The organism is Priestia sp. J2 (genome assembly GCF_020790095.1).
GTDB lineage: Bacteria > Bacillota > Bacilli > Bacillales > Bacillaceae_H > Priestia > Priestia zanthoxyli.
In genome coordinates this window covers 685213-710159 of record NZ_CP086208.1, presented here as the reverse complement: position 1 = coordinate 710159, position 24947 = coordinate 685213, and the positions used below count along the sequence as shown (strand labels likewise).

The 24947-nt window shown below is 37.9% G+C and carries 25 protein-coding genes; 7 read left to right on the top strand and 18 right to left on the bottom strand.

Annotation, left to right across the window (positions count from 1 at the left end; translation table 11 throughout):
* Positions 1–4 precede the first annotated feature (4 nt).
* From LJY09_RS03735 to LJY09_RS03720, 4 genes are all read right to left on the bottom strand, one after another.
* Positions 5–898 carry an RluA family pseudouridine synthase gene (locus tag LJY09_RS03735; protein WP_028412351.1) on the bottom strand — a complete coding sequence of 298 codons (894 nt, stop codon included), beginning with the start codon at positions 896–898 and terminating at the stop codon, positions 5–7.
* 14 nt (positions 899–912) lie between these two features.
* Positions 913–1710: an NAD kinase gene (locus LJY09_RS03730; protein WP_025749877.1), complete on the bottom strand. Its 798-nt coding sequence runs from the start codon at positions 1708–1710 to the stop codon at positions 913–915.
* Positions 1711–1771: 61 nt separating this feature from the next.
* Positions 1772–2407 carry a GTP diphosphokinase gene (locus tag LJY09_RS03725; protein ID WP_014461566.1) on the bottom strand — a complete coding sequence of 212 codons (636 nt, stop codon included), beginning with the start codon at positions 2405–2407 and terminating at the stop codon, positions 1772–1774.
* A gap of 27 nt (positions 2408–2434) precedes the next feature.
* Complete coding sequence (locus tag LJY09_RS03720) at positions 2435–2821, bottom strand: UPF0738 family protein (protein ID WP_014461567.1); 387 nt, start codon at positions 2819–2821, stop codon at positions 2435–2437.
* 216 nt (positions 2822–3037) lie between these two features.
* Here LJY09_RS03720 and LJY09_RS03715 point away from each other — a divergent pair, with 216 nt between their 5' ends.
* From LJY09_RS03715 to LJY09_RS03695, 5 genes are all read left to right on the top strand, one after another.
* The gene (locus LJY09_RS03715; protein ID WP_028412352.1) at positions 3038–3628 is read left to right on the top strand and encodes a CYTH domain-containing protein; all 591 of its coding nucleotides are present in this window, start codon (positions 3038–3040) and stop codon (positions 3626–3628) included.
* 4 nt (positions 3629–3632) lie between these two features.
* Positions 3633–4322 carry a lytic transglycosylase domain-containing protein gene (locus LJY09_RS03710; RefSeq protein ID WP_028412353.1) on the top strand — a complete coding sequence of 230 codons (690 nt, stop codon included), beginning with the start codon at positions 3633–3635 and terminating at the stop codon, positions 4320–4322.
* Between the two features lie 286 nt (positions 4323–4608).
* Positions 4609–5019: a globin domain-containing protein gene (locus tag LJY09_RS03705; RefSeq protein WP_013055433.1), complete on the top strand. Its 411-nt coding sequence runs from the start codon at positions 4609–4611 to the stop codon at positions 5017–5019.
* A gap of 26 nt (positions 5020–5045) precedes the next feature.
* Positions 5046–5897, top strand: coding sequence for a ClpXP adapter SpxH family protein (locus LJY09_RS03700; RefSeq protein WP_028412354.1), 852 nt, complete (start codon positions 5046–5048; stop codon positions 5895–5897).
* Positions 5898–6191: 294 nt separating this feature from the next.
* On the top strand, positions 6192–6371 hold the full coding sequence (locus LJY09_RS03695; RefSeq protein WP_014461572.1) for a hypothetical protein: 180 nt from the start codon (positions 6192–6194) through the stop codon (positions 6369–6371).
* Positions 6372–6402: 31 nt separating this feature from the next.
* On the opposite strand, the gene pepF is transcribed toward LJY09_RS03695, so the two are convergent.
* From pepF to mecA, 4 genes are all read right to left on the bottom strand, one after another.
* A complete protein-coding gene (gene pepF / locus LJY09_RS03690; protein WP_028412355.1) occupies positions 6403–8220 on the bottom strand; it encodes an oligoendopeptidase F in 1818 nt (605 codons plus the stop codon).
* Positions 8221–8383: 163 nt separating this feature from the next.
* Positions 8384–9565, bottom strand: coding sequence for a competence protein CoiA (locus tag LJY09_RS03685; protein ID WP_228307487.1), 1182 nt, complete (start codon positions 9563–9565; stop codon positions 8384–8386).
* A 119-nt stretch (positions 9566–9684) separates the two neighbouring features.
* A complete protein-coding gene (cls, locus tag LJY09_RS03680) occupies positions 9685–11202 on the bottom strand; it encodes a cardiolipin synthase (protein WP_025749882.1) in 1518 nt (505 codons plus the stop codon).
* Between the two features lie 214 nt (positions 11203–11416).
* Complete coding sequence (gene mecA, locus LJY09_RS03675) at positions 11417–12097, bottom strand: adaptor protein MecA (protein WP_013055427.1); 681 nt, start codon at positions 12095–12097, stop codon at positions 11417–11419.
* Between the two features lie 360 nt (positions 12098–12457).
* Here mecA and LJY09_RS03670 point away from each other — a divergent pair, with 360 nt between their 5' ends.
* Positions 12458–13123: a TerC family protein gene (locus LJY09_RS03670; protein ID WP_028412357.1), complete on the top strand. Its 666-nt coding sequence runs from the start codon at positions 12458–12460 to the stop codon at positions 13121–13123.
* Positions 13124–13219: 96 nt separating this feature from the next.
* On the opposite strand, the gene madM is transcribed toward LJY09_RS03670, so the two are convergent.
* The 6 genes from madM to LJY09_RS03640 all read right to left on the bottom strand — a co-directional run bounded on the left by madM (position 13220) and on the right by LJY09_RS03640 (position 19757).
* The gene (madM, locus tag LJY09_RS03665) at positions 13220–13981 is read right to left on the bottom strand and encodes a malonate transporter subunit MadM (protein WP_028412358.1); all 762 of its coding nucleotides are present in this window, start codon (positions 13979–13981) and stop codon (positions 13220–13222) included.
* Positions 13978–14391, bottom strand: a complete 414-nt coding sequence (gene madL / locus LJY09_RS03660; protein ID WP_028412359.1) for a malonate transporter subunit MadL — start codon at positions 14389–14391, stop codon at positions 13978–13980. The genes madM and madL overlap by 4 nt, the downstream gene beginning before the upstream one ends.
* A 194-nt stretch (positions 14392–14585) precedes the next feature.
* A complete protein-coding gene (locus LJY09_RS03655; RefSeq protein ID WP_028412360.1) occupies positions 14586–15482 on the bottom strand; it encodes a LysR family transcriptional regulator in 897 nt (298 codons plus the stop codon).
* 201 nt (positions 15483–15683) lie between these two features.
* Entirely contained in the window at positions 15684–16082 is a 399-nt protein-coding gene (gene spxA, locus LJY09_RS03650) for a transcriptional regulator SpxA (protein ID WP_013055422.1), read from the bottom strand.
* Between the two features lie 419 nt (positions 16083–16501).
* Positions 16502–17905, bottom strand: a complete 1404-nt coding sequence (locus LJY09_RS03645; protein WP_028412361.1) for an amino acid permease — start codon at positions 17903–17905, stop codon at positions 16502–16504.
* A 487-nt stretch (positions 17906–18392) separates the two neighbouring features.
* The gene (locus LJY09_RS03640) at positions 18393–19757 is read right to left on the bottom strand and encodes an amino acid permease (RefSeq protein WP_028412362.1); all 1365 of its coding nucleotides are present in this window, start codon (positions 19755–19757) and stop codon (positions 18393–18395) included.
* Positions 19758–20192: 435 nt separating this feature from the next.
* On the opposite strand from LJY09_RS03640, the gene LJY09_RS03635 reads away from it, so the two are divergent.
* A complete protein-coding gene (locus LJY09_RS03635; protein ID WP_028412363.1) occupies positions 20193–20768 on the top strand; it encodes a GNAT family N-acetyltransferase in 576 nt (191 codons plus the stop codon).
* 280 nt (positions 20769–21048) lie between these two features.
* On the opposite strand, the gene LJY09_RS03630 is transcribed toward LJY09_RS03635, so the two are convergent.
* From LJY09_RS03630 to LJY09_RS03615, 4 genes are read right to left on the bottom strand one after another with little or no spacing between them, the layout of a single operon-like run.
* A complete protein-coding gene (locus tag LJY09_RS03630; protein ID WP_028412364.1) occupies positions 21049–21966 on the bottom strand; it encodes an ABC transporter ATP-binding protein in 918 nt (305 codons plus the stop codon).
* A 1-nt stretch (position 21967) separates the two neighbouring features.
* Positions 21968–23038, bottom strand: coding sequence for an ABC transporter ATP-binding protein (locus tag LJY09_RS03625; RefSeq protein WP_028407470.1), 1071 nt, complete (start codon positions 23036–23038; stop codon positions 21968–21970).
* A 14-nt stretch (positions 23039–23052) separates the two neighbouring features.
* A complete protein-coding gene (locus LJY09_RS03620; protein ID WP_014461585.1) occupies positions 23053–23979 on the bottom strand; it encodes an ABC transporter permease in 927 nt (308 codons plus the stop codon).
* 2 nt (positions 23980–23981) lie between these two features.
* Positions 23982–24917 (bottom strand): ABC transporter permease, encoded by a 936-nt coding sequence (locus LJY09_RS03615; RefSeq protein WP_028412365.1) that lies wholly within the window; start codon positions 24915–24917, stop codon positions 23982–23984.
* Positions 24918–24947 lie beyond the last annotated feature (30 nt).

Below are 24947 nucleotides of genomic sequence, written 5' to 3'. Positions count from 1 at the left end.
ACTTTTATCTTACGATTTGAAGTTTCTGCATATCTGGCGGCAAAGGTGCTGTAAAAGACAACGTTTTTTGTAAAAAAGGATGAAAAAAAGTGAGCTCATAGCTGTGGAGAGCTTGACGAGAAATAAGATGATTCGTTCCGCCATATAGGGTATCTCCAAGCAGTGGATATCCTTTATAAGCCATATGAACACGAATTTGGTGAGTTCTCCCCGTCTCAAGCGAAAGAGCAACTTCTGTAAAAGAAGAATACGGACGAAGCGCCGTATAGTGTGTAATAGCAAACTGCCCATCTTCTCTTACTTCCCGTTCGATGATACTTGACTCTTTTCGGCCAATCGGTGCCTCTATCGTTTCCTTGCCAACAAGCTTACCATGAACAAAAGCTCGGTACACGCGTTTAATTTCATGTTCTTTTTGTGCTTTAGAGAATAAGTAATGAACGTGCCTATGCTTAGCCACAATAAGCAGCCCAGATGTGTCTCGGTCTAACCTGTTCACAAGATGAACAGTCGAGTTAATGTTATTTTTCTCATAATAATAGAGCACAGCATTACTTAGTGACCACGTTAGATGTTCTCGAGAAGGTATACTTGGCATGTTTGGCTGCTTATTCAAAACTAATATATACTCATCTTCGTATACAATATCCAAAGGTATAGCTTTAGGAAGAAGACTTTCACTTGCTTTTTCTGGTGGAAACGCCACCTTGATTTCGTCACCTTTTTGCAGAATATATCGAACCGTTGCATGCTTTCCATTTACTTCAATCGCTCCTCCTCTGAACTTAATGTCCGTCAGCGAAGCTTTGGAAATATCATGTTCTTTTAAAAATTCACGAACCGCTACACCCTCGAAAGAATGATCTACGGTCCAACTCAACGTAAAAACTTGTTTCATTCTCTTCCCTGCCTTTAATCATCACATACAAAAGAGTCTCTGACACGCTGCCAGAAAGGAAACGCGCGAAAGCGAGCAAATCGAATTTTTTCGCTTGCTACCCGAAATTGAATCGACTTTACATCTTTATGTAAAAGAGTTAAATGATCAATGGTAATTTGAAAGTCTGCGTCGTTAACAGGCTTTAACAGCGCTGTATGATGTCCAGGAAGAACCAATGGAGAACCTATCGTACGGAACACTCGATTGTTAATAGAAGCCATTTCAGCAATTTGAATAGCTTGAAGCGAAGGATGTAAAATCGCGCCTCCAAGGGATTTGTTATAAGCTGTACTTCCCGAGGGAGTGGATACGCAAAGGCCGTCTCCTCGGAATGTCTCAAATCGCTGCCCTTTAATTTCCACATCCATTACTAAAGAGCCTTCTACACTTTTCACCGTACATTCATTCAGAGCTAAATATCGAGCTTCGCGTCCACCGTTCGTATAGCGGATAATCACTTCGAGCAGTGGATACTCTACAGTCTGATAGGGTGTCTTTGCAATAGCAATCACCAGCTTCTCAATCTCATCAGGCGTCCAATCTGCGTAAAAGCCTAAATGACCGGTATGAACCCCAATAAAAGCCGTCTTGTCAAGTCGGTTTCGATAGCGGTGAAACGCGTAGAGAAGCGTTCCATCCCCCCCTACTGACACTACAATATCAGGCTGGTTTTCATCATATTCTAAATGAAAATCTAATAAATACGTTTTCATTTTTTGCATAAGCGTATTTGATATTTGGTTGCCTTTTGATGTAATAGCAAATTTTATTTTCTCCACCTAATTCTCTCCCCCTATCCATCCAGTGTACAAAGCTGTTGCTGAGTCATACCTAAGATTCTTCCGCCGATTCTTTTTTTCGTGAGAAAATAGCCTGGGCTTCTTGAATCTCACCTCGTATTTGAGACATTTCTTCATCGAGCTGAGTAGCCGCTTCAGAAGCACGCTGAAGTCGCTTTTTGATATTCTCAGGAAATTTCCCGCTGTACTTATAATTTAAAGAATGCTCAATTGTAGCCCAAAAATTCATAGCCAGTGTACGAATTTGAATTTCCACTAAAATTTTCTTTTCACCTTTAATTGTCTGAACAGGATAACATACGACCACATGATATGAACGATAGCCGCTTTCTTTTTTATGAAGAATATAGTCTCTTTCTTCAATCAATTCAAAGTCTGTGCGCTGACGAAGGAGCTCTACGACCGCTTTAATATCGTCCGTAAATTGACACATCATACGGAGTCCCGCAATGTCCTGCATCTCTTCCTCTAAGCGATCGAGAGAAATTCCTTTTCGAGTCGCTTTATCCAAAATACTGGCGATAGGCTTTACTCGTCCCGTCACGAATTCAATAGGTGAATGCGTAGACTTCATATCATACTGTGAACGAATTCCTTTTAATTTCACCTTAAGTTCTTCAACGGCTTGTTTATACGGTGCTAAAAATAAATCCCAATGCCTGATCATTAATAACACCCCCCTTTTTTCTCTCTGTTACTTATTTTCTTTATCTAAAAAAACTTCCTCTACTCTTGCTACCATCTCGTCTCCATAATTCACGTTTCCTTCGATGTTACTGATGAGATAAGACAGCTCTTCTTTAACGGCTGATAGCTCAATTACTTCCTTATTAATTTCTAAAAATACTTTCATATCTTTATGTAAGACGTGCTTTAAATTCGCCCAAATATTATCACTAAGGCCAACATACATAAATTGATCATTAATATCTACAACATATACAAATGACATGTTATCTGAGTCAACAAGCATTTGTTTTGTATCTTCCAATTGTTCAATTTCCGTCTCAATAGGGTCTGCTTTTAAATGTAATTCATTTGATTTCATCACACAGGTAGTGATGTCAATTCGATTGTGCATAAATAAACTCCTTCCAACTATACAATTCGTTACTATTTTAACACATTCCAGGAACGTTTAATAAAGGTAAAACCTAAACAATCCGTATTTCTTCATTTTCCAAGTTCCCCATATGGATATTCCTGTTAGGAAATGTAGTTTTACTGTCTCAAAAAGTGTGATAAATTAAGATGGAAAGTGCCTTACCAAAAGACCTAAATTAAAAGGATGATTTCATTGAAACAAGAAATTGAAATTGAATTTAAAAATATAGTAACGAAAGAAGAGTTTGATCGTCTCCGCTCACACTTTCAATTAACTGAAGATCAGTTTATTTCTCAAGAAAACCACTATTTTGATACACCTGCTTTCTCATTGAAAGACTGCGGAGCTGCCCTGCGAATTCGAAGCAAAAAAAATAAATCCGTTCTCACGCTAAAACAGCCTCATCAAGAGGGCCTTTTAGAAACACATGAAGCATTAACAAATGAACAAGCTAAAGAATTGCTAGATGGCAGCGCCAAGATTCCGTCAACAATTCAACAGCTTATTACTGATTTACAAGTCGATAGCCATGCGCTAACTTATTTTGGCACTTTGCGTACAAGTCGAGCAGAAATTCCATATAAGAACGGGTTACTTGTACTCGATCATAGCTTTTATCTAGGTGCTGAGGACTATGAACTCGAATACGAAGTAACCGATGCCAATGAAGGGGCAAAATATTTTGAGCAATTGCTTACGGAGCTTGATATTAAAAAGAAACCAACGGAAAACAAAATTCGACGGTTTTACAAGCGAAAGTATACGTTGATGGATGGAGAGTAAATTCATGAGCATGAATATTAACCATTACATGTCTTCCGTTCAATTTCCTGGAACTCAGCCATTTTCAGTTAACAACCAGCTGCCAACAGCTAACGTGATGCTTGGTACAACTTTACTCTCTGTATTTGCTCAGCTTTTTCAAGACTACGTCAATCAAGAGCCTCAAATGAGTACCAATCTTTACTTGCAGGCAGCGCAGATGTTTCCAGCTACAGCGGTTCAAACGCAATCCCAGCCATCTGTTTCTTCTTCAGATAAGGCAGCCGCTTCAACTGCTGCCTTACCTGCACAAAAAAACGAAATGGCAAAGGCCAGTTCTCATGATGTACAAACGATAATTAATGAAGCAGCTGCACGCTACCAGCTGGATCCTAAACTTATTCGTTCTGTTATTAAACAAGAGTCAAATTTTAATCCCTCTGCCAAAAGTTCTGTCGGAGCGGCTGGGCTTATGCAGCTAATGCCAGCAACCGCTAAAGCTCTTGGTGTAGAAGATCCGTATGACTCCAAGCAAAATGTATTTGGAGGAGCCAAATATCTTCGACAAATGTTAGATAAATACGACGGAAACGTGAAATTAGCGTTGGCAGCCTACAATGCTGGACCAGGTAATGTCGATAAATACGGCGGAGTACCTCCTTTTCAAGAAACGCAAAAATATGTAAATAAAATTATGTCTTCTTATCTCGTGTAAAAGAGTCCAATCATTCGCGACTCGACCATGGAATGACTGTAGTTTGTCGAGGTTACACTATATAAATAGAAGGAAACGTTTGTGAAAGGATTCCTTTGTTTCTCATACTAAGTGATTCGCCACAGCATCATAGACTTTTCTTATGTAAAATTCCACTTTATCTCTTTTCCAGTAGAAGAAGTAAGCGGATAGTTTGAGTTAACGAAATGACACTGCTAAAATTAAGGAAAGTAAAAAACACCAAAGAGTTAAGACGTATATTTCTTATAACAAAGGAGTTATCAACATGAGAGAAAAAATCCACTCCCCTTACGAATTATTAGGCGGTGAACATACGATTTCAAAACTTGTTGATGCTTTTTATACACGCGTTGGACAACATCCTGAGCTCGCGCCAATTTTTCCTGATGATTTAACAGAAACAGCACGAAAGCAAAAGCAATTTCTGACACAATATTTAGGAGGGCCTTCGCTATACACTGAAGAGCATGGTCACCCTATGCTGAGAGCTAGGCATCTTCCTTTTGAAATTACACCGTCAAGAGCCAAAGCCTGGCTGACGTGTATGCATGAAGCAATGGACGAAATTAATTTAGAAGGCCCTGAGAGAGATGAACTTTATCATCGTCTTATTTTAACTGCCCAACACATGATTAATTCACCGGAACAGACAGATGAGAAAGGATTTTCACATTGAGTAATCTAAACAGCCAATACCCATCCTTGCATCAGCTTTGTCAAGGTTCAAATAAAAAACCGCTTGAAATCTATGTATTTGTTGACCCTCTTTGTCCAGAGTGCTGGGCACTCGAGCCTATTCTAAAGAAGTTACAAATAGAATATGGTCAGCTGTTATCCCTCAAGCATGTGCTTGGCGGAAACTTGCAGCAATTAAATATTGGAGCACAGCAGAGATTTGAACATATTGCAAAATCGTGGGAGAAAACTGGAAGCCGCTCCGGCATGTCATGTGACGGCAACCTGTGGCTTGAAAACCCCATCGATACTCCTTACGCTGCATCAATTGCAATTAAAGCGGCCGGGCTGCAAGGAAAGAAACAGGGCATTCGCTTTTTGAGAAGACTTCAAGAAGTAGTATTTTTAGAAAAACAAAATGTTACAGAAGAATCTGTCTTAATACAATGTGCAAAACATGTGGGGCTAGATGTTAATGAATTTGTAAAAGATTTGCATTCAGATTACGCTGCGAAGGCTTTTCAATGTGATTTAAAAATCACATCGGAAATGGATGTCGATGAGATTCCAACTCTTGTGTTCTTTAACGAAAAAGTTGAAGAAGAAGGCATTAAGATATCAGGATACTATTCGTACGAAACATATGTACACATCATTAAAGAGATGTTAGAAATTGACCCAGATCCAGCTTGTCTTCCGCCTCTTCGTTCATTTTTAAGCTATTTTCAATTTGTTGCTTCAAAAGAAGTTGCAGTTGTGTATGGTTTATCATTAGAAGAGGCTGAAAAAGAATTGAAAAAACTTCAGCTTCAGCAAGTTGTTGAAAGAGTTCCTGTCAAATATGGAACCTTTTGGAGAAGTACTGAAAAGAGCTGTTAATTATTAAATGTTGATGCTTATCCTAAGCATCAACTACACAAAAAAGACTTGGCTTTCGCCAAGTCTTTTCGTTTGTCTTAAGACAACAAGGGGATGGGAGAAATTTTTCACGGTCAAACAAAGGGGTATATGTTTGTTTTGTGATAAACTTCACGATTAATACTATAGCAAATTATGTCGACTTTTGGCAACCCCTTTTTTCAATTTTATTCACTTTTTTATAAAAAAACTTCATAAACAGCCAGATTCACTCATATAGTACAACCAATTATGCTTTTAATAGAGGTGTTAACTATGAAAATTGCTGGAATTACTCTAGGGGTTGTGATTCTTTTGTTTTCTTTTTTATTCTATATTTTATCTCTTATGCAGCTTGTTCCTCTCATTATCGCAGGCCCTCTCTTATTTTTAGCTATTCTTATTATTTTTACATTGCTTAACAATCACAACAAATTTCGGGGATTTAAAAAATGAAGCAGGATACAGCTCCTGCTTCATTTTAATTTTATTGATTTAATAAACGTTCCATTTCCGTTAACTTCTCTTCAAATACGGCTAGCGCTTCTTCGATAGGCTGAGATGTTGTCATGTCCACTCCTGCTTTTTTCAACACTTCAATTGGATAATCAGAGCTTCCTGACTTTAAGAAACCTACATAGCGCTCAACAGCTGCATCTCCTTCTTCAAGGATTTGCTTGCTTAATGCCGCTGCTGCACTGAATCCTGTAGCATATTGATAAACGTAGTAATTGTAGTAGAAATGCGGAATACGAGCCCATTCTAACCCAATCTCTTCGTCAATTACTAAGTTGTCTCCAAAATATTTTTTATTTAAGTCATAATATAATTTTGTTAATAATTCAGGTGTAAGCGGCTCTCCGTTTTGAGCACGCACGTGCACATCGTGCTCAAATTCAGCAAACATCGTTTGACGGAATACCGTACCGCGGAATCCTTCTAAATAATGGTTAAGCAAGTACAAACGCTGCTTTTCATCATCAATCGTTTTTAGTAAATAATCGTTTAGAAGCGCTTCATTACATGTGGAAGCTACTTCTGCCACAAAGATTGAATAATCTCCGTAAGGATATGGCTGCGTTTTTCTTGTGTAATAACTGTGTACAGAATGGCCAAATTCATGGGCTAGTGTAAACAAGTTATTTACATTATCCTGCCAGTTCATTAAGATATAAGGATTGGTGCCGTACGTTCCTGAAGAATAAGCACCGCTTCGCTTGCCTTTGTTCTCATGAACATCTACCCAACGATTTTCAAATCCTTCTTTTAACACATTAAGGTAGTCTTCACCTAGTGGTTTCAGACCTTTTAAAATATAATCTTTTGCTTCTTCATACGTTACTTCCATTTTTACGTCTTTTACTAAAGGCGTATAGAGATCATACATATGAAGCTCTTCAATTCCCAATACTTTCTTACGTAAATCAATATATCGATGCAATAAATGCAAATTATCGTTCACTGTTTTAACTAAGTTATCGTATACTTCTTCTGGGATATTATTTGTGCTAAGAGCTGAGTGACGAGCTGAATTATAGTGACGAACGCGGGCGCTAAAATTATCTTTCTTCACCGTGCCGCTTAATGTACTTGCAAACGTATTTTTAAATTTACCGTACGTTTCGTACACCGCTTTAAACGCTTCTTCTCGTACGCGGCGATCGCTGCTTTCTAAAAAACGAATATATCGTCCGTGCGTAATTTCTACTTCTTCTCCATTTTCGTCTTTAATAGAAGGAAATTCTAAATCCGCGTTGTTTAACATTCCAAACGTGTTGCTTGAAGATCCTAATACTTCAGAAGCCTGAGCCAGAAGCGCTTCTTCGCTTTCTGATAAAATGTGCGGACGCTCGCGAGTAATTTCATCTAATGCATGAGCATATAACGTTAGCTCTTTATGTTCCGCCATGTATTGTTTAATTTTTGATTCTTCAATAGACAAAATTTCTGGTGTTACATAAGATAGTGCACTTGCAATTTGAGTATAAAGTGTTTTGATGCGATCATTTAACCCTTGATAAAAAGAATTAGTGGTATCTTGATCGTAGCGCATATGAGCATATGTATAAAGTTTACTAACGCGCATTGTGAGCTCGTCTTGCTCTTGAAGAGCGTCGTATAAAGTTTGAGCGGACTCTCCAAGTTTCCCTTTGAATTTTTCCATTTTTGGAATAAGAGCTTTTACTTCTTCAAATTCTTTTTCCCATGCGTCATCTGAAGCAAAAATATCTTCTAGTTTCCACGTATCTTCTACTTTTATCTCGCTTCTACTTGGTAACTTTTTTACTTTTGATTGTTCACTCATGGTCATCCCTCCATCTTTTTCTACCTGTCTATAACTGTTCGCTTTTTCTAAGGCGAATCCTTTTTATTTCTTTCGTTATTGTATGTTGTTTTAAAAGAATTAATCAAAAGTCAGTACGCTTTTGAAAAAAGGATTCTTTCTTAAGCGTACTGATTTTCAGTGGTTATGTCACTTCTTTTGCTTGATTTAACCACTTTTTCATCATCTGTCCATCTTCTAAAAAAGCATCGGATGTTTGCTTTGGAATCGTATAAGGCCTTCTGATTTTGTATAACCCAGAAATTATAGACGTTAGTATCCCTAACCGGCATAATACCTCTATATACTCAAACAAGGGCTGTTCCACAACAACAGGGGCCATCGGCAAAGACCGAAACACAATATGCCTCTGATGAATTCTGTAGAGCCATAGCCTGCATAACTCTTTTTCTGTAACTAAATCCCCTACCTGCTTCTGCTGCATTAAATCAAGAAGCAGCCACGTTTGCCATATAGTAGCAGACGTTTCAATCATGTATAAAGAAGGCAGCGGCATGCCCGCTTCTGCTGGAATATGAGAAGGAGGAATATTGTTTTCATAAAGAGCGTGTAAAAAAGGCTGAAGCTTCTGATTAGGATAGAGGATATAATGCGTTCTCCATGCCTTCTTTTTCTTTACCCATGAAGAGAAAAATTGAGGCTGTGTATGTGTAGAAAAAAGATCATGAAAGGTATGCTCGTGAGGAGAGAGCACGACAAGCTGTGCATAACAAATTTGAGATGAAAAAGGCATAAGATGTTCAAGTTTCAACAGCTGATTAGTAGAAGGTGAAAAATAAAGAAGTGTGGGCGTATAATCGGAAAGAGTGAGAAACTGCCACTCTTGAAAAGAAAGTTGATACATATAAGTGGATAAGCGTTTCATTCTTTTTGCCCCCATAATCCAAAGAGGCATATAATTTCCTTTCTCATAGTGAATAGAACGTTTGGTTAGCACTGAGGAAGATAAGGACGCACATTGAAATTCGATTGCATATTTTTGCGAAGGGGTATCTATAAGAAGATCTGGACGCTGCATAATGGCAGGAAGGTAACTTTCTAACTCGACTTCAAGATGAGAACTAAACCAGTGAAACAGCTTTCGCTTTCCGTCAAGATGATAATCTGTTTCACCTTCATGCTGAGCGACGCACGTTTTTTTCAGGTGAGCAAAATGAGGGATTTTTTTTGTACCTACCTTTAACTGTACAGGGGATTGACAAGAGGGACAGTAGAACTGCTTTTCTTTTTTCCACAGCTTAAGCTGTTCAAGCGAAAAGCGCTGAGCTAGTGAAATGAGGCCTTCTTCTGTTCGGGCAACTAACAATCGTACATTTCTCCTTCCTATAGTAGCGAGCTATACCCTTGTATTCGACATCTTTCTACTAAACCCTTTTCTTTCAAAAAAAAACCACATTGCAGCATACGCAATGTGGTTTACAGCGATTATAATAGCGGTGAAAGCAAACGAGCTGTTGATTCAAACAGCCGCTGTATAAATGGCCGCTTTTCAAAGTCTTTAAAGTGAAGCTCACTCGTTTCTTCTAAATCTTGCATATATTCATATACGAGCTTTTGGGTACTAGCTGTGCGATATAAAAAAGCATTTACTTCAAAATTCAGATGAAAGCTTCTCATATCCATGTTAGCTGTTCCAATAGAGGCAATTTCTCTATCAACAATCACAATCTTGCTGTGCATAAATCCTTTTTTATACTCGTAAATTTTCACACCTGCTTCTAGCAGCTCAGGAAAATAAGAGCGTGATGCATGAAAAACAATTTTTTTATCGGGCTTCTGAGGTACAAGAAGCCTTACATCTATACCGCTTAAAGCAGCTACTTTGAGAGAAGTAAAAATATCTTCATCAGGTATGAAGTAAGGAGAAGCAATCCAAATGGACTCTTTCGCAGACGTAATCATCGAAAAAAATAAGTGTTTAATAATTTCCCACTCACGGTCTGGTCCGCCGGCAATCATTTGAACACCGCCGCACTTTTCCATATCAATGTCAATTAAATCCGGCGATAGATATGTTTGAGTAAGCATTGTCTGTCCTGTCATATAATACCAGTCTTGTAAGAAAATAAGCTGTAATGAACGGACTGCCTCACCCTTCACCATCAAATGAGTATCTCTCCAAAAGCCAAAATGCCGACTTTTTCCGAGATATTCATCACCAATGTTCAAACCTCCTACAAATCCAATTGTTCCATCAATGACTACAATTTTACGATGATTACGGAAGTTGATTTTATTATTGAGAAATGGAAGTCTCACCGGCAAGAACGGAATCATTTCTACGCCCGCGTTTCTTAACTCGTGAATATAATGCGGTGAAAGCTGAAAACTGCCCACGGCATCATACAAGAAACGTACATAAACTCCTTCTTGTACTTTCTGAATTAAAATATCTTTAATTTGTTCTCCTAAGTGATCATGTCGTACGATGTAATACTCTAAATGGATATGATGCCTTGCATGCTTTAAAGATTCCATAATTTCGTGAAATGTCTCTTTTCCATTCGTCAATGCGCGCGTATCTGAAGAAAAAGAAATGGGACTCTTGCCAAGCCTCACGGCTAGCTTCAGCATTTGCTTCCTACTGGTGCCCAACTGTTCAAAGTGATTTTCTAATATACCAGAATCTCTTTCCATCTTTAAAAGCACCTGTTCATCCAGCTTTGCTTTTTTAGCAAATAAACGCCGTTTTCGCGTATTGCGTCCAAATAACAAATAAAAAAAGAACCCTATTACTGGAAAACCGCCTAATACTACGAGCCACGTTAGCGTTTGAGTTGGATGACGGTTTTCTAATGAAATAACAAGACCGATGAAAACAACACTAATCGTAATTAAGATACTTAGCACGCCAATAAATTTACCGTCCCAATACCCTTTTGTAAAATAAAGCAAGGCAATAATACCAACAACAAAAATTAAAAGCTGTAATCTATTTTTCAACTTGTTTTCACCTATCCTAAAACCAATCTTTCATCATTCATAACAGGTCTCTATACTGTTATTATCCTCAAACTTGGTATTTTAACACTACACTTTCCCGTGTAGGAACCAGCCGCCTGCTTTTTCTACCTATACTGTTCGATATGAGCGGAGAGCTTTTCCAAAAAAGAGGACAAAACAAAGACCGATTTCATATACATGAAATCGGCTGCTATTATCGTAAAGGAAAATACTGTTTTACTTGTTCAAGTGCATTTTCACTGATTAATTCTTTTCCATATTCCATTAAACGATGAACTGTTACATTTGATTCATTTGCATATTCTAAAATGATACTTAAAATGTTATCAATTTCAGCTACAAAGTCTTCATCATCTGTAAACTCAACGTATAAATAATATTTCCCTTCAAACACGTACATGCTGTTGATGATATCATCTAACTCTAAATGGTGACTTAAGGAAATTAAATGTTCTAAGTCTTGAAAGCGTGCGACGAACTGTAGCCCTTCGTCTTCTATAATTTCTTCTTCAAAATCAGCTTTTTTATTTTGATTCGCTTGATGATCAAGCAACGCTTCAATTTTTCCATCTACAGGGATATCGATTTTATCATTTTCACCAACAGGTACTTCGAACTTTTGACCGTCTTTTGAAACTTGTGCTCTTGTTACGATAACCTCTAGCCCCTTCTCAAGCGCATGTACTTGAATCCAAAGAGGACCTTCTGCTACAAACTCTTCTTCTTGATGAATTTCGTCCATCATCTCCCAGAATAGCTCTTCACTGCGCTCACGGCTAAACCAAATTTCATTGCGATCAAATCCACGTTCTTCAATATCTACGTAAGTGACAAAGAATTTTACTGTGTTTTCATTAATGCGTTCGATTTCCATTATCATCTCTCCCTTCGGAAAAATCAGTGAAGGTAATCCGGCCATTTCGAACATTACCCCTAAACGATGAAGGGACTATTTTACCCCCGTGTTAAAGCAATATTACATGTACTTTCTCACTTTGTAAAGCATTCTAACTTGGGATATACAAGCATACACTATTTGAGTGAACCTTGTATATCTATTTTATGACAAAATGCGAAAGAAAGGAAATAAAAAATACTCTGACAACTCATAGCCACCTTACACCTTACTTTGTTATATACATAATCTCTTTACCCTATGAACGCTTTTTGTTAAAAATGAACACAGATAAAGCAATATGAGCTACTTATCCTTACATATTGGGAGGGAAGACTATTGGATTTAGAATTAATAACCTCCATTCTTCTTATTATCGGTATCGATATTGTATTAGGTGGAGACAACGCTATTGTTATTGCCTTAGCAAGCCGCAATTTACCTGAACATCAACGAAATAAAGCTATTTTTTTAGGGACTGGCTTAGCTGTGATCGTTCGCATTGTACTTACTATTTTAGCTGTTTATTTACTAACTATTCCTTACTTGCAGCTCATCGGCGGTTTTTTATTAGTGATCATTGCCTTTAAGCTGCTTGTATCAGAAGGTGACGATGCATCTTCAATTCGTGCAGGTGTGACGTTAGGCGCCGCTGTGAGAACGATTGTATTTGCTGATATTGTAATGGGACTAGATAATGTAATAGCTGTGGCAGGCGCAGCTCATGGAAATATTATCTTGGTTGTCACGGGACTACTCGTATCCGTCCCTATTATTGTTTGGGGAAGCAAGCTCATTTTGTATTTGATGGAACGGTTTCCCCTGCTTGTTTACGGCGGAGCAGCTATTTTAGCTTATACTGCTGGAAATATGATTGGACATGAAAAGAACTTACATTCATTCTTTGCAGACCATACATCTCTAGGAACATTTATTCCGTTTATAACAATTGCTGTTGTGCTGATAAGCGGCATGGCTGTTAATAGCTTTCGTTCAACTAAATGATAAAGAAAAGGCCATACTAAACATTTTTATTTAGTATGGCCTTTTCTTTAGTTTAATGAGCACAGCAGTCTTTTATTCATAAAACACTTTGTACACTTAAAAAATAATCTCTGTGAGTAAAAAAAGAATAGATGGTACGAGCAAGCAACCAAGACCTGTATAAAATGTAGCTGTCATGGCTCCGTAAGGTACAAGTTTTACATCTGTCGCAGCTAAACCAGCTGCCACACCGCTCGTCGTCCCCATAACTCCTCCATAGATCATTGCTGTACGAGGGTTGTTTAATTTGATTTTCTTAGCAAATACCGGTGTCAAAATCATAACTGAAATGGATTTAATTAATCCTACAGCTATACTTAACGCGATAATATCAGAAGAGGCTCCAATCGCAGTTCCAGAAACCGGCCCCACAATATAGGTCACGGCTCCTCCTCCGATTGTAGTCAAAGCAACGGGATCTCTATATCCAAAACAAAGAGCAATAATTACACCTAGTACAAAGGAATAGAAAACCCCAAAAAACAAGGCCGTAATCCCGCTGATTCCCGTTTTTTTGACTTCGCTAAAATTGGCACCGAACGCAGTAGCAATAATGGCAAAGTCTCGCAGCATCCCCCCGCCCATTAAGCCAATTCCTGAAAATAACTGTATATCAGAAATCCCTTTTTCTCCTCCTGTATTCACTCCACCTATATAAGCAAGAATTAATCCAAACATAATAGCAATAGCAGATCCGTGAACTCTTCCTTTTGTTAATTTATCTGATAAAAAATAGGCAATATACATGACAATCCCAATAATAGCAAATGCCGTAATCAGTCCGTTATTTTCTAACCCTTCTTTAATCATATTCATCATTTTATCTGCTCCTTAGGTAAAATAGAAAGCTCTATTTCTTGTTCCTTCACCTTCGCTTTCTCTCCTATTCTGCTGATAAATGGTATGGATAAAAAGCCTACTACGACTACTACCACCCCTGCAAGAATCGCCATGCCTCCTCCATCAAGAGCAGCTACAACATTTTGCTGTGCAGACATCGCTACCACGATAGGAATATAAATTCCTCCCCAAAAAGCAATGCCTTCTTCGGATTTTACTTGGAGCTTATTTTTCTTCTTTAAATAATCCACCGCTAGTACAAGAAGAAGCATGGATACCCCTACTCCCCCAACGTTGGCTTCTACTCCCATTAGCCCTCCTAATGCGTCCCCTACAATTACTCCTATCAACATGCAAATAGACAGCAGCGCTACACCGAAGATTATCATATTACTTCCTCCCCAACCTATCATTGAAAGCGTTTACTTTATGGTTTAAAAATAGTGTAAAGGAAAAAAGTTGAATAACCTATGCATTTTTAGTTATATACTTATATCAAAAATGACATAATGCAGTTTTCTCTACTGTTCATTTTAGATTTATTCGAAAAAGAAATAAAAATCATGACATTTAGTCATGATTCTTATATGTATTCATGAGGCATATCGGAGGGTAAATGTTTAAAATAATCAATCACAAACTGCCTGAAGATTTGTTGTAAATCCGTCACGTAGCCTCCATTGTTCCAAGCTAAAAAGATTGTACGTTCAAATGTTTCTTCTTCAATTTTTAGCAGTTTTACATCTTTTCCTGTAGAACCTCCCCACGTCACTTCAGGAATAAAACCTATTCCTTGCTTCGCTCTAATCAAACCTCTCACTGTTGCTGGATCATCGCTTTCAAACGTAATTTGAGGTACAAAATTCTGTTCCTTACAAATCGCATCCGTTATTTTTCTTAGCTCTTTCCCTTTCTTTAGCACAATGAATTTCTCATTTTTAAGTTCATTTAACTTTACACGTGATTGCTTGGCTAAATGATGATCAAGAGGGACTGCAAGCAAAATCGATTCACGAAGTAAAGGAGTATGTTCGATCTGACGGGTTGTTAATGGAAAAGCTGAAATACATAAATCAAAATCAGGCTGTGAATAGCTATTAGTCAAATGCTGCATTAGCCGAAAACGCACCTGAGGATATTGCTCACGAAACCTGCTTAATAGCTCTGGAAGTAAATGTGAACTAGCTAACACAACAAGACGAATTTCTTCACATGGATCGTTCGACATATCCTTTAGCTCATGCTTTGCGTCTTCTAATGTTTTTAAAGCACGTTCTACTTTGGAACAGAACGCTTTACCGTACCGATTTAATTTAATGTATTTACCGTTTCGATCAAACAAACGAATGCCTAGCTCTTTTTCCAACTGTGAAATCGTTTTGCTGAGCGCAGGCTGAGATACGTATAGCTCTTCAGCCGCTTTGCTGATATGTTCTAGTCTAGCAACTACTTGGAAATATTTTAGCTGTAAAAGCTCCAATCCGTTCACCACCACTTTTATATGTTTAATTACTCTCTTTCTTTATTAATTACATATATACTTCATTTTCCCTGCTATTTCGACAAAAAATAAGCAGCAGAGGCCATTTGGCTCCCTGCTGCTTATTTTTTATATACCAACTTCAAGCAAACGTTACTTGGTTGGTTTCGTATTTAAATCTTAAACAGACAAATATAAAAATTAACCATTCACAAGTCTTTGAGCTTCGCGAAGTTGGAAAGTACGCACTTTACGTGGTAAGAAACGACGGATCTCGTCTTCATTATAACCAACTTGTAGACGTTTTTCATCAATGATAATCGGACGGCGCAATAAGCCAGGATTTTGCTGAATTAATTCATACAAATCTTGTAAAGGCATAGCGTCTACCTGAACGTCTAGTTTTTGGAAAGTTTTCGAACGTGTTGAAATGATTTCATCTGTTCCATCTTCTGTCATACGTAAAATTTCTTTAATCTCATCGATTGATAACGGCTCTGAAAAGATATTACGCTCTGTATATCCAATATCATTTTCCTCTAACCAAGCTTTCGCTTTACGACAAGATGTACAACTTGGTGATGTATATAATGTAACCATTTACTCCTTCACTCCTTCTATCATAATCGGTCATAACATTCAAAACATGAACTGTAAATCATGTTGTTTTATACAAACTTCAACGAGTGTAAATATTTAATGACTGATAATGAAAATCGATACTACTTTATAATTACTTTTAAAAAATAATATCTATTTGCATTATACTATAAACTTCATCGGAATGATATACTTTTTAAAGTGAACTAGTACATTAGTTCGTTCCTTCACTGTCATTATTTTCATTACCGATTTTCTTCATTATTTATTTACCACACTACTATTACGAATAAACCTGTAGATTAGTTTCATTTTTTTTATTATTTTTTTCTTTCACAAATTCCTCGAACTTTTCAGTCACTAAAAAAGCCTTGCAGAAGAAATGACGTTTCTGCAAAGCTTTTAAGATAATCTCTTATTTATTTAATAGCTGATGTGCTTTTTCCTCGTCTCATTAAGATAGGATACAGTAAAAGCCCGATTAAAAATAAGCCAATACCTAGGAAAAATGTTTTTAAATCAGCTGTCCCTGTCTTAATCACCCATAGCGAATAAATAAGTGCTAACGAAGCAATAATTCCGTCTTTTACTCGCGATCCTTTAATCGTGTCGTACGTCTCACCCGTCACAATAAGCTTTAATTGATAAACTGTCGTCACGAAATAAGGAACTAAATAGGCGAGAGTAGCTACAACGATAGCGAAATTATAGGCTTGCGAAACTGTGCCTGAAATAGTCGCAAACAAAAACAACTGTGTTAAGCCATTTGTTAATGTTAGTGAGCGGGCTGGACTATTGTTCTGATTAGTTTTAGCAAACCACTGTGGAAACAACCCTGATTTTGCTGCTTGATAAGGAACTTCTGCACTAACAACAATCCATCCAACAGTAGAACCTAATAAAGATATAAGTGCTAAAATGGCCATTACGTAAGCACCTTTATGTCCAATAACCATTTCTAACGTATCTACCAAAGGCTTTTGAGACTGCTGAAGCTGAGCTGTCGAAAGAATCCCCATAGCTAGAAGTGTAATCCCCACATAGATAACCATTGAGATTAATAATCCAAGCAGCGTTGCTTTCTTTACTACTTTTTGTGATTTTGCACGATTAGATAACAGTACAGCTGATTCAATTCCGATAAATGCCCACAGCGTAGCAATGGCTGCTCCATTGACCTGACTTCCTAATCCTACATTTATACCCTTTGAATTAACAAATTCTGTACTGACGAGGTTGGATGCGCTAAATAGCGATAGCGCCACAACAATAAATAAACCGAATCCAATAATTTTAGCTGCCGTTGTGATAAAGTTAATATTACCGGCGCTATTGATATCTCGCTGCAAAATAGCTTGAATTCCCCATAATACAACAGAACATACTAAAAACGTAATAAATTTCCCATCTTCTAATTGAAAATCTCCGACTGAAAATAAAATATCCTTACTCTCCATTACTGGAAAGAACGTTGTTAAATATCCCGCAAACGATATGATGACAGATGCTGTTGCAGCCCAGTTTGCTGCCCAATAACCCCAAGCCATACTATACCCAGCTACTTTACCTGCTTTAGGCGATGAAAAAAGGTTCGCTGCATAACTTTGAGGCCCTCCTTTTAATTCAGGCTTTCTCATAACTAAGTTCCCGAACACAAGAGCAATCATGAACACGCCAAGACCTGTTGCAATCCAAGCAAGTGTTGAACCAATTGGACTTGATACGTTTGCTAAATTAGAAGGAAGCATAAATACTCCGCCGCCTACCATATTACCAACTACAAAGGCTGTTAAAAACCAAAGTCCCCATTTTTTGTCTTTCATTTGCTGTGTCTCCTTTTGCTTTCTAAAAGCTTAAACTTTTGACATAGAAAGCTCGATGCTAATCTATTAAAACATAGAAATTATTTATTTCTTCATTTGTTTAACAATATAATATATTAGCACACTAAAGCAAAAAGTGAAATAATAAATCCTTCATTTTCTTTTGGAAAAAAATGCGGCTGAGACATAACTCCATTCATCTATAGATGAACAGACGGGATATATGAGCTCGTGTGGATTGCGCTTGTGACACCGCTGTTCATTTCCATGCAAGACTTCGCCTTCCGCGGGCGGGCGGTGAGCCTGTCTCGCTTTTCCCGCAGAAGTCTTCGCCTTGTCCTCCAATCAACAGCTAGAAGCCCCTACATACAGTAAACCTACGTTCACCCTACAAACAAAAAAATCCGAACGCGTTAGATTCTTAATCAAGAATTCAACGCGTTCGGATTTCCCTTCAACAAAAATAGGTTTGTCTCAGCCTTATTTTTTATCTTTTATGAAAACCTTTTGAATAGTAAATAATAACCAACAAAATAAACCATATCGGACCTACAATAAGGGCTATTCTTGTATCAGAGGAGAAACCCATCACCACTACTACCCCCGCTAAGAAAGCAAGAGCGAGATACGACGTATACGGGAAGAACGGAAGCTTATATTTTAAATCACTTACCTGCTGATCACTTAATCCTCTGCGGAAGCGAATTTGAGAAAGTAAAATAATTCCCCATGTCCAAATCGCTCCAATAGTAGCGATACTTGTCACCCACGTGAACACCTTATCAGGAACAACATAGTTTAAGCCAACTCCGAGTAGCAGTACAACAGCTGAAGCAATAACTGCTGCACCAGGCACGCCGCCTTTTGTTAAATTGGCATAGCGTTTTGGTGCTTCCCCGTGCTGAGCTAAATTAAATAACATACGGCCTGTACTAAAAATCCCACTGTTACAAGAAGATAAAGCCGCTGTTAACACTACAAAGTTTATAATCCCTGCTGCAGCGGGAATTCCAGCTTTATCAAATGTTAAAACAAATGGGCTTCCTTGTGTTCCGATCTCTGGCCAAGGATAAATAGACATAATAACAAACAAAGCTCCGATGTAAAAAATCAAAATTCTCCACAGTACATTATCAATTGCTTTTGTTAACGTCTTTTCCGGATTTTTCACCTCTCCTGCTGTTACCCCAATCATTTCAATACCGAGGTAAGCAAACATAACCATTTGAAGTGATAGAAGAACACCTTTCATACCATTCGGGAAAAAGCCACCGTGATTCCATAAATTACTGATTCCTGTTGCAATGCCGCCATTTCCAATTCCAAAGATAATCATGCCTAGACCAAGCACAATCATAAGGATAATCGTTACTACTTTAATAAGAGAAAACCAAAACTCTAGTTCACCATATGCTTTTACAGCTAAAAAGTTAACGCCTGTCATGATAACGAGCGCTGCAAGTGCCCATATCCACTGGGGCACACCCGGGAACCAAAAATCCATATATACTCCAACGGCTGTAATTTCAGCCATACATGTAATAATCCACATAAACCAGTAGTTCCAGCCTGTTAAATAACCAGCGAGTGGTCCCAAATAATCGTTAGCATACTTACTAAAAGAACCGGCTACTGGATTTTGTACTGCCATTTCACCTAACGCTCTCATAATAAAAAACATAATAAGACCACTGATTCCATACATGATAAGAATACCAGGACCTGCTAACCGAATAGCGGATGCAGAACCTAAAAACAGTCCAACTCCGATAGCTGCGCCTAAAGACATTAAGCTAATATGTCTTTCCTCAAGTCCACGGCTTAATTCTTTTTCTTGCGTGTTCCCTTGCATAATTCTCTCTCCTAACATGTCCATTTCATTTAATAGCGGCTAATTAACTTATTTTTCAAACAAATAATTCTAGGCATTGTATGTACTAAAAATCTGATATTGCAAGTTCCACACCTGCATTTTTACCGCTATCACATCTATAAAATACAATATTAAAAAAACTTCACTTTGTTCATTTTATCAAAAATCACAAAAAATGCGATAGTTTTTTGTGATTTTCACAAATAAACTTACAATAAAAATATAATAAAAACCATTTTTTACATTATATGTTCTTATTCCGCTATAATTTTCTAACTATTAAGAATAATAAATCTATTATTTTTCCTTATTTTCAATTATAGATGCTTATTTTTCCCTAAAAAGGGTAAAGATAAGATAACTGTTTAAACACTATTATGAACATCATCATGAAAAGATCAGTAGGAGGGTGCTATGAATTGGTATGAAAAACTAAGTCAATATTTTCCCATTGAAGAAATGAAATCAAAGAAGCATATCGAAACGCTTTTACAAGAACGCAGCGATATTTATCATAAAAATGAAGGACCTCATCACGTATTAATGTACGTGGAAACAGACCAATTTATCTTTATTGATTACCTCTTTGTTTCAAAAGACGCTAGAGGTCAAGGGCTTGGCGGTAAATTAATTGATGAGTTAAAACAACATAACAAACCAATTATCCTAGAAGTAGAGCCTATAGACTATAAAGATTCAGACTCAGCAAAAAGACTGCATTTTTATAAACGTGCAGACTTTAAGCATGCTCAAACAATCGGCTATAACCGCCGCTCATTAGCTACAAATGAAGTTAATCAGATGGAAATTCTATACTGGTCTCCTACCTCTGAAACAGAGGAAAGCATTTTAAATAAAATGAAAAAAACGTACGAGTTAATTCATACTTACAAAGACAAAGAAATATATGGTGCGTCTTATCAGCCGGCAGATCAAGTATTAAAAATTGACAAAAATCGTAAAGACGGCGATATCTTAGCAGATTTATAAAAAGAAGGTAGGCATACGTCTACCTTCTTTTATATTTTTGAATTATTATTCAACAAACAACATTATTAATCACTTATATTCCTTTAGTTATAAGGTTTTAACATAGATATTTTGTCTTAAATATAAAATTCTGAAAATTTTTAATAGTATTTTCTAATCCTGTATTGTATAATACCTGTAAAGCGCTAATGTCACTTGTTCTTACATGTTTTTTCCAATTTAAAGTTTAGCGTTCTTTGATAACTAAATAAAAAACGACCTCGTTGTGAGATCGTTTTTGTTAGGTTGTATATGCGGCAAACTCTGCTTGAGAACAAGACACGTAGTGACCTGGAGATACTTCTCTAAGCTCCGGTTCTTCACCGTTATAATCATGGATACTTGGATCATAAATTTTGCGCTGACGCGTTTTTTCACTGTCAGGATCGGGAAGCGGAATAGCTGAAAGCAACGCTTTTGTATATGGATGAACAGGGTTTCGATAAAGTTCATCACTTGGTGCAAGCTCTACAATCTTACCTCTGTACATAACGCCGATGCGGTCACTAATGTATTTTACCATTGACAAATCATGGGCGATAAATAAATAGGTTAGTCCACGTTCACGCTGTAACTTCTTCATTAAGTTAACAACTTGAGCTTGTATAGATACATCCAAAGCTGAGATTGGTTCATCTGCGATGATAAAATCAGGTTCTACTGCCAGTGCTCTTGCGATACCGATACGCTGACGCTGGCCGCCACTAAACTCATGTGGATAGCGATTTGCATGTTCTTTGTTGAGCCCCACTGTTTCAAGAAGCTCGTGAACCTTTGCCATACGCTCTTTTCTCGTCTTAGCTAAACCGTGGATGTCAATGCCTTCTGCTATGATATCTGCTACGGTCATACGAGGGTTAAGTGACGCATATGGATCTTGGAAAATCATTTGCATTTTACGATTGAATTTTTTAAGCTCCGAGCGAGATTTGCGACCATGTACATTTTCGCCATTAAATAGCACCTCACCGCTAGTAGCGTCATATAAACGAATAATCGTTCTGCCTGTCGTTGACTTTCCGCAACCAGATTCACCTACAAGACCTAACGTCTCTCCGCGGAAGATGTCAAACGTCAGACCATCAACCGCTTTAATTGTTCCTTTACTTGTGAAAAAATGTTGCTTTAAGCCTTTAATCTCTAATAATTTATCTGTCATGTTATTCACCATCCTTCGCTACGAGTACAGGTGTACTGTATACATTATCAACTTTACGCATGCGGCGCTGAACTGAAGCAGGCGGCTCTACTTTTGGTGCATCCGGATGTAAGAGCCATGTTTTTGCATAGTGCGTATCCGATATTTTGAACATTGGAGGTTCTTGCTCAAAATCAATTTTCATTGCGTACGGATTTCGCGCTGCAAATGCATCTCCCTTTGGAGGATTCGTTAAATCTGGCGGCGTTCCAGGAATAGCAGCCAGCTCTTCTTCCGCCTCGTTATCTAAGCTTGGCATAGAAGCTAGGAGTCCCCACGTATACGGATGTTTTGGGTCGTAAAACACTTCATCCACTGTGCCCGTTTCAACAATTTGACCAGCGTACATAACGGCTACTCGATCTGCTACATTTGCTACTACACCAAGATCATGGGTGATAAAGATAATAGATGTATCCGTTTTTTTCTGAATGTCTTTCATCAACTCTAAAATTTGAGCTTGAATTGTTACATCAAGCGCCGTTGTTGGTTCATCAGCAATCAGTAATTTCGGATTAGAAGCAAGAGCCATCGCAATGACAACACGCTGTCTCATCCCTCCGCTGAATTCATGCGGATATTGATTCACACGCTGTTCTGGAAAAGGAATGCCTACAAGCGTTAATAACTCGACTGCACGTTTTTTCGCTTCCGCTTTAGATACTTTGGAATGCTTGATTACGACTTCACCAATTTGAGCTCCAACTTTCATTGTTGGATTTAAAGAAGTCATCGGATCTTGGAAAATCATACCGATATCCTTACCGCGAATAGCTTCCATTTCTTTATCCGTTTTCTTTGCTAAATCAATGCCGTCAAACAGCATTTCACCGCTTTTAATTCGGCCAGGAGGCATCGGGATAAGGCGCATGATTGTTTGTGAAGTTACACTTTTACCAGATCCTGACTCACCAACAATTGCTAGCGTTTCACCTTTATTTAAGTGGAAGTTAACGCCGCGAACAGCTTGAACTTCTCCGCCATATGTTTTAAATGATACAGCTAAATTTTTTACTTCTAATAAACGTGACATATGAGTTCACTTCCTTACTTACGTAGTTTTGGATCTAACGCATCTCGTAATCCATCACCAATTACGTTGAACGCTAAGATTGTTAAACAGATAAACAAACCTGGGAAAAATAAGCGCCAAGGATAGTATTCCAAAGCAGGTAAGCCTTCTGAAGCCATTGTTCCCCAGCTTGCAAGCGGTGCCGGAACGCCTAGTCCCAAGTAGCTTAAAAATGCTTCTGTAAAGATTGCTGAAGGAATCGTTAGTGTCATTGTTACTAAAATTGGACCTGTTGCATTCGGAATAAGATGTTTAAATAAAATACGCTTTGTTGTTGCTCCTAATGTTTGTGAAGCCATTACGTACTCTTGGTTTTTCAACTGCAATACTTGTCCACGTACAATACGGGCCATGTTAATCCAGCCGGTAATGGTCATCGCCAAGATCATCGTGCCTAACCCTTGGCCAAGCATAACCATTAAAATAATAACCAGTAAAAGGTAAGGAACACCATATAAGATATCCGCAACACGCATCATTGTTTCATCCGTACGGCCGCCGCGGTATCCAGAGATGCTTCCCCAAACTACGCCGATGAATAAATCAATTAAAGCTGCTGCTAACCCGATAAATAATGAAATACGAGCGCCTTCCCACGTACGAGCAAACACATCGCGCCCTAATTCATCTGTGCCGAACCAGTGCTCAGAAGATGGTGCCTGATTGGCATTCAATAAATCATTGGTTGCATAATCGTATTTCACCATCAATGGACCAAATATCGCCATAAAAACAAGGAGAACCATTAGTACTACACCAAACATAGCAAGCTTATTTTTGCGAAAACGAATAAAAACATCTTGCCAGAACGAAAGACTCGGTTTTTCAATCTTTTCTGCTTGAGCATGGTCAATCCCTGCTGTTTCAAACATTTCTTTAGGAATTTTCGGAAGTTGCTGCATAGTTACTCTCCTTTCTTAGCACCTGTAAGTTTAATTCGAGGATCAATAAAGCCGTATGCAATATCTACAAGCAGGATACATACAAGTAGTAAAATACTGTAGAACACCGTTACGCCCATAATCGTTGTATAATCTCGGTTTGAGATACTGAGTACAAAGTGTGAACCTAATCCAGGGATACCAAATATTTTTTCAATAACAAAGCTACCCGTTAAAATCCCTGCTACTAAAGGTCCCATATAGGATACGACTGGAAGCATCGCATTTCGCATGGCGTGCTTAACTGTAATAACGCCTCTGCTTAAACCTTTTGCTTTCGCTGTACGAATATAATCATTGCTTAATACTTCAAGCATACTCGACCGAGTTAATCGTGCGATAAACGCCATAGGGGTTGAAGCAAGCGCGAGAGCTGGTAACACCGTGTGTGCCCAAGATTCCCAGCGTGCAACCGGAAAAATTTGTAGTTTCATAGCCAGAACGTATTGTAATACCGCTGCCATGATAAAACTTGGAACTGAGATTCCTAGAACTGCAATAACCATCGCCGTGTAATCTTGCCATTTATTATGTTTTAAAGCAGCAATAACACCTAGTACTACGCCAATAGCAATTGCTATTAAAATAGCTTCCATCCCTAGCATGAATGAAACAGGGAATCCGCCGTTAATCAAATCATTTACCGTTTGGCCTTTATATTTGAAAGATGGACCAAAATCCCACTTTAAAATTGATGTTAAGTAATCAAAGTACTGATGGTACCAAGGCTGATCTAAACCGTAATACTGATTTAGATTTTTTTGAATTTCAGGGGGAAGCTGCTTTTCTGATGTGAATGGACCTCCTGGAACAGCACGCATTAAGAAAAAGGTCGCTGTTACGATCAGCCATAATGATAGAAACATATAAATAAGTCGTTTTCCTATATATTTGAACACCCTGACACACCTCCATATTTTTACAAAATT

Excerpts from the sequence above, each read along its gene's own strand:
- LJY09_RS03735 (WP_028412351.1), bottom strand. The coding sequence starts at position 898 with ATGAAACAAGTTTTTACGTTGAGTTGGACCGTAGATCATTCTTTCGAG.
- LJY09_RS03725 (WP_014461566.1), bottom strand. The coding sequence starts at position 2,407 with ATGATCAGGCATTGGGATTTATTTTTAGCACCGTATAAACAAGCCGTT.
- LJY09_RS03720 (WP_014461567.1), bottom strand. The coding sequence starts at position 2,821 with ATGCACAATCGAATTGACATCACTACCTGTGTGATGAAATCAAATGAA.
- LJY09_RS03710 (WP_028412353.1), top strand. The coding sequence starts at position 3,633 with ATGAGCATGAATATTAACCATTACATGTCTTCCGTTCAATTTCCTGGA.
- LJY09_RS03705 (WP_013055433.1), top strand. The coding sequence starts at position 4,609 with ATGAGAGAAAAAATCCACTCCCCTTACGAATTATTAGGCGGTGAACAT.
- LJY09_RS03695 (WP_014461572.1), top strand. The coding sequence starts at position 6,192 with ATGAAAATTGCTGGAATTACTCTAGGGGTTGTGATTCTTTTGTTTTCT.
- pepF (WP_028412355.1), bottom strand. The coding sequence starts at position 8,220 with ATGAGTGAACAATCAAAAGTAAAAAAGTTACCAAGTAGAAGCGAGATA.
- mecA (WP_013055427.1), bottom strand. The coding sequence starts at position 12,097 with ATGGAAATCGAACGCATTAATGAAAACACAGTAAAATTCTTTGTCACT.
- madM (WP_028412358.1), bottom strand. The coding sequence starts at position 13,981 with ATGATGAATATGATTAAAGAAGGGTTAGAAAATAACGGACTGATTACG.
- madL (WP_028412359.1), bottom strand. The coding sequence starts at position 14,391 with ATGATAATCTTCGGTGTAGCGCTGCTGTCTATTTGCATGTTGATAGGA.
- spxA (WP_013055422.1), bottom strand. The coding sequence starts at position 16,082 with ATGGTTACATTATATACATCACCAAGTTGTACATCTTGTCGTAAAGCG.
- LJY09_RS03645 (WP_028412361.1), bottom strand. The coding sequence starts at position 17,905 with ATGAAAGACAAAAAATGGGGACTTTGGTTTTTAACAGCCTTTGTAGTT.
- LJY09_RS03640 (WP_028412362.1), bottom strand. The coding sequence starts at position 19,757 with ATGCAAGGGAACACGCAAGAAAAAGAATTAAGCCGTGGACTTGAGGAA.
- LJY09_RS03635 (WP_028412363.1), top strand. The coding sequence starts at position 20,193 with ATGAATTGGTATGAAAAACTAAGTCAATATTTTCCCATTGAAGAAATG.
- LJY09_RS03630 (WP_028412364.1), bottom strand. The coding sequence starts at position 21,966 with ATGACAGATAAATTATTAGAGATTAAAGGCTTAAAGCAACATTTTTTC.
- LJY09_RS03625 (WP_028407470.1), bottom strand. The coding sequence starts at position 23,038 with ATGTCACGTTTATTAGAAGTAAAAAATTTAGCTGTATCATTTAAAACA.
- LJY09_RS03620 (WP_014461585.1), bottom strand. The coding sequence starts at position 23,979 with ATGCAGCAACTTCCGAAAATTCCTAAAGAAATGTTTGAAACAGCAGGG.